Raw genomic sequence first — 7,258 nt, 5'->3', positions numbered from 1 at the left:
CTAGTTGCCTAGAAAAAATATTTATTCAATTATCAAGCCAGAATATTCAACTTCCAACTTTTTGGGTACACGTCAATTTTGATATCCCGTCTTTTTTTAGTTTAGGCTTGATCAAATTTTTCCAATTGCTCGGCTGCCTCGGTCCACGTGCTTTCAGCCTTGCTAGCTTTGGCATTTAGCTGGTCCAGTTCTTGCTGGAGGTCAGTTAGTTTGGCGATGTCTGTGGCGACGGCTGGTTGAGCCATTTTTTCTTTAATTGCTTCCTGTTTCTCTTCCAACTTTGCCATTTCTTGTTCGGCAGCGTCGACCTGGCGCTGAATCTTCCGCCGGGCCCGCTGTTTTTCCTTGCTCTGCTGGTAGGATTGTTGCTTGGTCGATTGTCTGTGGGGCTGATTAGCGGCGGTTGGATTGCCGCTAGTTTGCTTTTGCCGTTTTTCCTGTGCGGCAAGGTAGTCGTCATAGTTACCTTCATAATGGTCAATGCCGTTAGCTCGCATATCGAGAACGTCGGTTGCAACCTGGTTGATGAAATAACGGTCATGGGAGATGAAGAGGACAGTACCATCAAAGTCGTTGATAGCTGTTTCCAGCACTTCCCGGCTATCGATATCCAAGTGGTTGGTCGGTTCATCGAGGATCAAGAAGTTGATCGGGATAAAGGCCAGCTTTGTCAGCTCCAGTCGGGCTTTTTCCCCACCGGAAAGGTCATGGATCGGCTTGAAGACATCATCGCCGACAAACAGGAAGGAACCCAAGAGGGAACGGATTTCTGTCTCCGGGACCTCCGGGTGGTCGTCCCAGATTTCATCCAGAACGTCTTTGTCAGCGTGAAGGGTTTGTTGCTCTTGGTCGTAGTAGCCGATTTCAATATTGGCCCCCATTTTGAAGGAGCCAGCAATCGGTGGAATCTGCTTGAGGAGGGTTTTGAGCAGGGTCGACTTGCCGATGCCGTTTGGTCCAATAATACCAATGCGTTGGCCACGATGTTCATTAAAGGATAGGGGCCCCGCGAGCACCGTTTCATCATAGCCGACCTTGAGCTGGTTGACGTCCAAGACCTCGTTGCCACTTTGTTTATCGCTATGGAAGGAAAAGTGAATCGACGAATCATCCGTTGTCGGTTTGGCCATCCGGTCCATTTTTTCCAGCTGTTTGCGACGGGCCTGGGCACGTTTCGTTGTCGACGCCCGGACTAAGTTCTTGTTGACGAAGTCTTCAAGCTTGGCAATTTTTTCTTGCTGCTGGTGATAGTGCTTCATTTCCGTCAGCAGCCAGGCCTGTTTTTGCTTCGTAAAAGCGGAGTAATTGCCGCGGTAGTGACGGAGGGTTTGGTTATCCAAGTCGTAAATTTCATTGACGACACGATCGAGGAAGTAACGGTCGTGTGAAACAACCAGTAAAGCACCCGGATAGGACTTGAGATAATCTTCGAGCCAGGCGAGGACGTTCATATCCAGGTGGTTGGTCGGTTCATCAAGGATCAGGAGCTGCGGCTGCTGGAGCAAAATTTTAGCCAGCGCCAGCTTGGTCTTTTGCCCACCTGACAGGGAGTTGACGGACAGATCATCCATGTCCTTGCTAAAGCCAAAACCAGTCAAGACGCCGCGCATCCGGGATTGATAGTCATAACCACCGGCTTCCTTATAGCGCTGTTGCAGCTGGTCATAATGGTTGAGCGTTCGCTGGTATGTTGGGTCTTGGTCGTCTAGATGAGCGAGCTGCTTTTCGTTTTCCTGAATTTGCGCCGCCAAGTCATGAAGGGGGCTAAAAACGGTATCGAGCTCGTGCCAAATGGTGTTTTGACTGTCCAGCCCCTGGTCTTGGGCCAAGTAGCCGATCTTGAGCCCCTTTACCCTGGTAATCGTTCCTTCGTCAGGCGTTGTGATATTTGCGATCATTTTGAGGAGGGTGGTCTTGCCGGCTCCGTTGCGGCCCACTAATGCTACCCGTGCGTGTTCGTTGATTTGTAAATTGACATCGTGAAATAAAACGTCAGCCCCAAAACGGCGCAAAACGTTCTTTGTTTGCAGCAGTAACATGTTTTTTCCTCCTTCGCATTCATTCAATTTTATCATATTTTTCCGACAGTCTAGCGAACATCTGTCTCATTTTTATTGAAAAACTATTCACAAAGATTGGTGCAATTGTTACAATATAAATAATGACAAATTCACAATGGAAAGATCGGGGGGATGTATATGGCAACGCGCAAAATTCCGCGGGCAACAGCAAGACGGCTACCTGTTTATTATCGTTATTTAAACGTACTGAAGGACGCCAATAAAGACCGCGTTTCGTCAACTGAATTATCTGACGCCGTTCAAGTTGATTCTGCAACCATCCGACGCGACTTTTCCTATTTTGGCGAACTGGGAAAACGTGGTTACGGTTATGACGTTGCTAAATTATTGAAATTCTTTAAAGGGATCCTCAACCAAGACAAGCTGACGAGCGTTGCGCTGGTCGGCGTCGGCAGCTTGGGGAGTGCTTTGATGAATTACAACTTTCACCAAAATACTAACCTGCGGATTAGTGCAGCCTTTGATAATCGACCGGAGCTTGTTAACCGTGTTAAGAGTGGGATTCCGGTTTACCCGATGTCTGATCTCAAACAACAGTTGCGGGATCAGCAAATTGATGCCGTCATCTTAGCGGTGCCATCTACGGCGTCGCAGTTAGTTACCAACCAGCTGGTCGAGGCTGGAGTTCATGGCATTTTGAACTTCACCCCGGTGCGGCTGCAAGTGCCATCATCGGTTCAGGTTCAAAACATTGATCTGACAAATGAATTGCAGACTTTGATTTACTTTATTGAAAATAATCGTCAAAATGAGCAGGACGACTAAGATGTCACTGCTTTCAAGTGCCAGCCTAATCGCGGTTTGATGCCGTTTGATCAGGCTGGTTTTTTTAATTTTGAAATAAATAGTCAAATTTGGTCAAATTAATTGTTGCAATTTGGAAAGAGCATGTTATAGTAGATCATGTAATTAGCACTTGATGCAGATAAGTGCTAAAGCTGCTAATTCTGAGATCAACAAACAATCTTGAAAGATAAATTATATTGGAGGGATTCACGTGTTAAAACCATTAGGTGATCGTGTTGTTCTGCAGGCAGAACCAGAAGAAAAAGAAGTTGGCGGTATTGTCTTAGCTTCTAACGCCAAGGCAAAGTCAACGACTGGAACGGTTATCGCTGTCGGTGCAGGCCGGACTCTCGACAATGGTCAGACGGTTGCTCCCGTTGTTAAGAAGGGTGACAAGGTCATGTTCGACAAGTACGCCGGCAATGAAGTCGAATACAACGGTGAAAAGTACCTGATCGTTCACGAAAAGGACATCGTTGCTGTTGTTGATTAATCTTTCTAATTATTAAATACGCGGGACGATTAGAGAACAAATTTAATTTTTGAGGTGACAAAATAATGGCAAAGGAAATTCGTTTTGCTGAAGATGCTCGTTCACGGATGCTGAAGGGTGTTGACAAGCTGGCCGACACTGTTAAGACGACGATTGGGCCAAAGGGTCGCAACGTTGTGCTGGAACAAAACTACGGTGCCCCAACGATTACTAACGACGGGGTTACGATTGCCAAGAGCATCGAATTGGAAGACCATTTTGAAAACATGGGTGCTAAGCTGGTCAGCGAAGTTGCTTCCAAGACTAACGACGTTGCTGGTGACGGGACGACGACCGCAACGGTACTGACCCAAGCAATTGTTAATGAAGGCATGAAGAACGTGACTGCCGGTGCTAACCCAATTGGTGTTCGCCGCGGGATCGATAAGGCAACGAAGGCTGCTGTGGAAAGCCTGAAGAAGATGTCTGTTCCGGTTAAGAGCCGTGACGACATTGCTCAAATTGCCTCTATTTCTGCTGCCGACAAGGACGCAGGGCAATTAATCGCCGACGCCATGGAAAAAGTGGGCCACGATGGTGTTATCACGATCGAAGATTCCCGTGGTGTTCAGACGAGTGTTGACGTTGTCGAAGGGATGAGCTTCGACCGCGGTTACATGTCACAATACATGGTCACCGACAATGACAAGATGGAAGCCGACCTCGACAACCCTTACATCTTGATTACGGACAAGAAGATCAGCAACATCCAAGACATTCTGCCACTGCTGCAAGAAGTTGTTCAACAGGGTCGGGCACTGTTGATCATTGCTGACGACATTACTGGTGAAGCTCTGCCAACTCTTGTTTTGAACAAGATGCGGGGAACCTTCAACGTATGTGCTGTCAAGGCACCGGGCTTTGGTGACCGGCGGAAGGCACAATTGGCTGACATCGCCGTTCTGACTGGCGGGACCGTTATTTCTGACGACCTCGGCATGAACCTGAAGGACGTTACGATCGACCAACTCGGTCAGGCTAATAAGGTTACGGTAACCAAGGACAACACGACGATTGTTGATGGTGCTGGTAGCAAGGAATCCATCGACGAACGGGTTGACCAAATCAAGAAGGCTATCTCCGAAACGAGTTCCAGCTTTGACAAGGAAAAGCTTCAAGAACGTTTGGCTAAGTTATCCGGTGGGGTTGCCGTTGTTAAGGTCGGTGCTGCAACTGAAACCGAACTGAAGGAACGTAAATACCACATCGAAGACGCTCTGAACGCTACCCGGGCTGCCGTTGACGAAGGCTTTGTTCCTGGTGGTGGGACCGCGCTGATCAACGTCATTCCTGACCTTGAGAAGTTGGAAGCTGAGAGTGAAGGCGACGAAAAGACCGGTGTTAAGATCGTCAAGGCTGCTCTGGAAGCACCTGTTCGTCAAATTGCCGAAAACGCTGGTGTTGAAGGTTCCGTCATCGTTGACCACCTGAAGAACGAGAAACCGGGGATTGGTTACAACGCCGCTGTCGACAAGTTTGAAAACATGATTGACTCCGGGATTATTGACCCAACCAAGGTTACCCGGTCTGCTCTGCAAAACGCTGCTTCAGTTTCATCGCTGCTCCTGACGACCGAAGCGGTCGTTGCTGACAAGCCTGAACCAAAGGATAACAACGCACAAGCTGGTGCCGGTGCTGGTGCTGGCATGGGCGGTGCAATGTAATCACGTAACTGAGTTCTCAATTTTATCCGGCAGGATTCCTGCCGGATTTTTTAATTTTAGCAGCGACATTTACTGGTAATCTGTCGGATGATGAGACAAAGTCCGCCGAGCCTGCTAGCAATCGATAAGATAGTGTTGTAGAATATCAGCTGAGTCTTTTTTGGAGGATATAATATGTGGCGATATTTAAAACGGGTTTTGATCGGTAAACCGCTTAAAACCTTGGATGAAGGACAGACACGCCTCACAAAGTTTAAAGCGCTGGCGATGCTGTCTTCAGATGCATTGTCATCTGTGTCCTACGGGACGGAACAGATCACCACGGTTCTGGTGACCCTATCGAGCGCGGCCATTTGGTATTCTTTACCAATTGCCGGAATCGTCCTGATTTTGTTACTGGCCATCACTTTGTCGTATCGACAAATTATTCACGCCTACCCGAGCGGTGGGGGCGCCTATGTAGTGGCCACAAAGAACTGGGGTTCTAACGGCGGTTTAGTAGCCGGCGGTTCGCTACTAGTCGATTACATGCTGACCGTGGCCGTTTCCACAACGGCCGGGACTGAAGCCATTACATCGGCCATCCCAGCCTTGTACCGTTTCTCAATCCCAATTTCGATTATTATTGTTATCTTGATTATGATGATGAACTTGCGGGGAATGAGCGAAAGTGCCAACTTCTTGACGGTGCCGGTCTACTTCTTCGTGATTGTGATCACTGTGATGATCATTTGGGGTGCGATCCGGATCGCCACGGGGCAGGTCACTTACCGGGCCACGGCTGGCGTAGGAACCCCGGTAGCCGGAATGACAGCGGCTCTCTTTATCCGGGCCTTCTCTGCTGGTTCTTCCTCACTGACAGGGGTTGAAGCTATTTCCAACGCGGTGCCTAATTTCAACCACCCTAAGCGCAAGAATGCTGCCGCAACTTTGTCGATCATGAGTCTGATTTTGGCTGCTTTCTTTACTGGTATTACCTTCTTCAGCTTTTACCTGGGGATTGTACCAAATGCTCATCAAACGGTCCTGGCCCAAATCGGGGCCCAGGTCTTCGGTGGCCACGGGATTGGCTTTTATCTGCTGCAGCTGTCGACGGCAATGATTCTGGCTGTCGCGGCCAACACTGGTTTCTCCGCTTTCCCGATTTTGGCCTTTAACATGGCCCGTGACAAGTATATGCCACATGCTTTCATGGACCGGGGTGACCGGCTCGGCTATTCCAACGGGATTATTTCACTAGCGGTCGGCGCTATCATTTTGATTATGATCTTCCACGGGAAGACTAACATGCTGATCCCGCTTTATGCTGTCGGGGTCTTCGTGCCGTTTACTTTGTCACAATCGGGGATGATCATCCACTGGTTCCGCGAACGTGAAGGTTTCTGGCTGGGCAAGTCATTTATCAACCTTGTCGGGACGCTGATTTCACTGAGCCTGGTGGTCTTCTTATTCTGGCAACATTTTGGCAATGTTTGGCCATACCTGATTATCATGCCAGTCTTGCTTTACATGTTCCACAAGATCCATTCTCACTATGTGATGGTGGCGCGACAGCTGCACATTGCTGAAAAGACCAAGGTCCAACTGCATGACTACGATGGTGCAACGGTGATCGTGCTGGTCGGCAACGTCACCCGGGTGACCAGGGGGGCTATCAACTATGCCCGTTCGATTGGTGACTACGTCATCGCCATGCACGTCTCCTTTGATGAAAATCCGGGTAAGGAACACCGGACGGCCAATGAATTTAAGGCTGAATTCCCTGATGTGCGTTTTGTGGACATTCATTCGTCTTACCGTTCTATTGGGGGACCGACGATTCGCTTTGTCGACGTAATTGCTAAACGAGCGGCGGCTCGGAACTATTCAACGACGGTGCTGGTACCGCAATTTGTACCAAAGAAACCATGGCAGCTGGCTTTACACAATCAAACCAGTTTGCGTTTACGGGCATTGCTTAATTCCCGAGAAAACATTATCGTTGCCAACTATAACTATCACTTAAAACAATAATAAAAATAACGGGGCTGAGGAAATTCCTCGGTCCCGTTATTAATTGGGTCTATATTAACTGGTATTGGTGAAAGCCGATGCCAGTTTTTATTATCTTAAATTGGCTTGAGAATTTACAATTCAAGTGCAACATAAATTAAAAAAATAACCCATAACGGGTAGAATTAGTTTAATGACCAAAT

The 7,258-nt window shown here is 48.2% G+C and carries 5 protein-coding genes; 4 read left to right on the top strand and 1 reads right to left on the bottom strand.

Features of this window, described 5'->3' with window-relative positions; all coding sequences use genetic code 11:
- Window positions 1–101 precede the first annotated feature (101 nt).
- Window positions 102–2,039: an ABC-F family ATP-binding cassette domain-containing protein gene (locus QOR82_RS08525; RefSeq protein ID WP_283584324.1), complete on the bottom strand. Its 1,938-nt coding sequence runs from the start codon at window positions 2,037–2,039 to the stop codon at window positions 102–104.
- A gap of 159 nt (window positions 2,040–2,198) precedes the next feature.
- Between QOR82_RS08525 and QOR82_RS08520 the strand changes: the two genes are divergently transcribed.
- From QOR82_RS08520 to QOR82_RS08505, 4 genes are all read left to right on the top strand, one after another.
- Window positions 2,199–2,846, top strand: coding sequence for a redox-sensing transcriptional repressor Rex (locus QOR82_RS08520; protein WP_283584323.1), 648 nt, complete (start codon window positions 2,199–2,201; stop codon window positions 2,844–2,846).
- Window positions 2,847–3,078: 232 nt separating this feature from the next.
- Window positions 3,079–3,360: a co-chaperone GroES gene (gene groES / locus QOR82_RS08515; RefSeq protein WP_283584322.1), complete on the top strand. Its 282-nt coding sequence runs from the start codon at window positions 3,079–3,081 to the stop codon at window positions 3,358–3,360.
- A 65-nt stretch (window positions 3,361–3,425) separates the two neighbouring features.
- Window positions 3,426–5,063, top strand: a complete 1,638-nt coding sequence (gene groL, locus QOR82_RS08510; protein ID WP_283584321.1) for a chaperonin GroEL — start codon at window positions 3,426–3,428, stop codon at window positions 5,061–5,063.
- Between the two features lie 174 nt (window positions 5,064–5,237).
- A complete protein-coding gene (locus tag QOR82_RS08505; RefSeq protein ID WP_283584320.1) occupies window positions 5,238–7,076 on the top strand; it encodes an APC family permease in 1,839 nt (612 codons plus the stop codon).
- The last annotated feature ends 182 nt before the right edge of the window (window positions 7,077–7,258 follow it).

This window comes from Limosilactobacillus difficilis (assembly GCF_947387495.1).
Taxonomy (GTDB): Bacteria; Bacillota; Bacilli; order Lactobacillales; family Lactobacillaceae; genus Limosilactobacillus; species Limosilactobacillus difficilis.
The sequence above is the reverse complement of the archived record's forward strand: the minus strand, read 5'-3'. Positions and strand labels throughout refer to the sequence as shown.

Bases quoted from the DNA above. Each gene is read 5' to 3' on its own strand.
- QOR82_RS08525 (WP_283584324.1), bottom strand. From the start codon at position 2,039: ATGTTACTGCTGCAAACAAAGAACGTTTTGCGCCGTTTTGGGGCTGAC.
- QOR82_RS08520 (WP_283584323.1), top strand. From the start codon at position 2,199: ATGGCAACGCGCAAAATTCCGCGGGCAACAGCAAGACGGCTACCTGTT.
- groL (WP_283584321.1), top strand. From the start codon at position 3,426: ATGGCAAAGGAAATTCGTTTTGCTGAAGATGCTCGTTCACGGATGCTG.
- QOR82_RS08505 (WP_283584320.1), top strand. From the start codon at position 5,238: ATGTGGCGATATTTAAAACGGGTTTTGATCGGTAAACCGCTTAAAACC.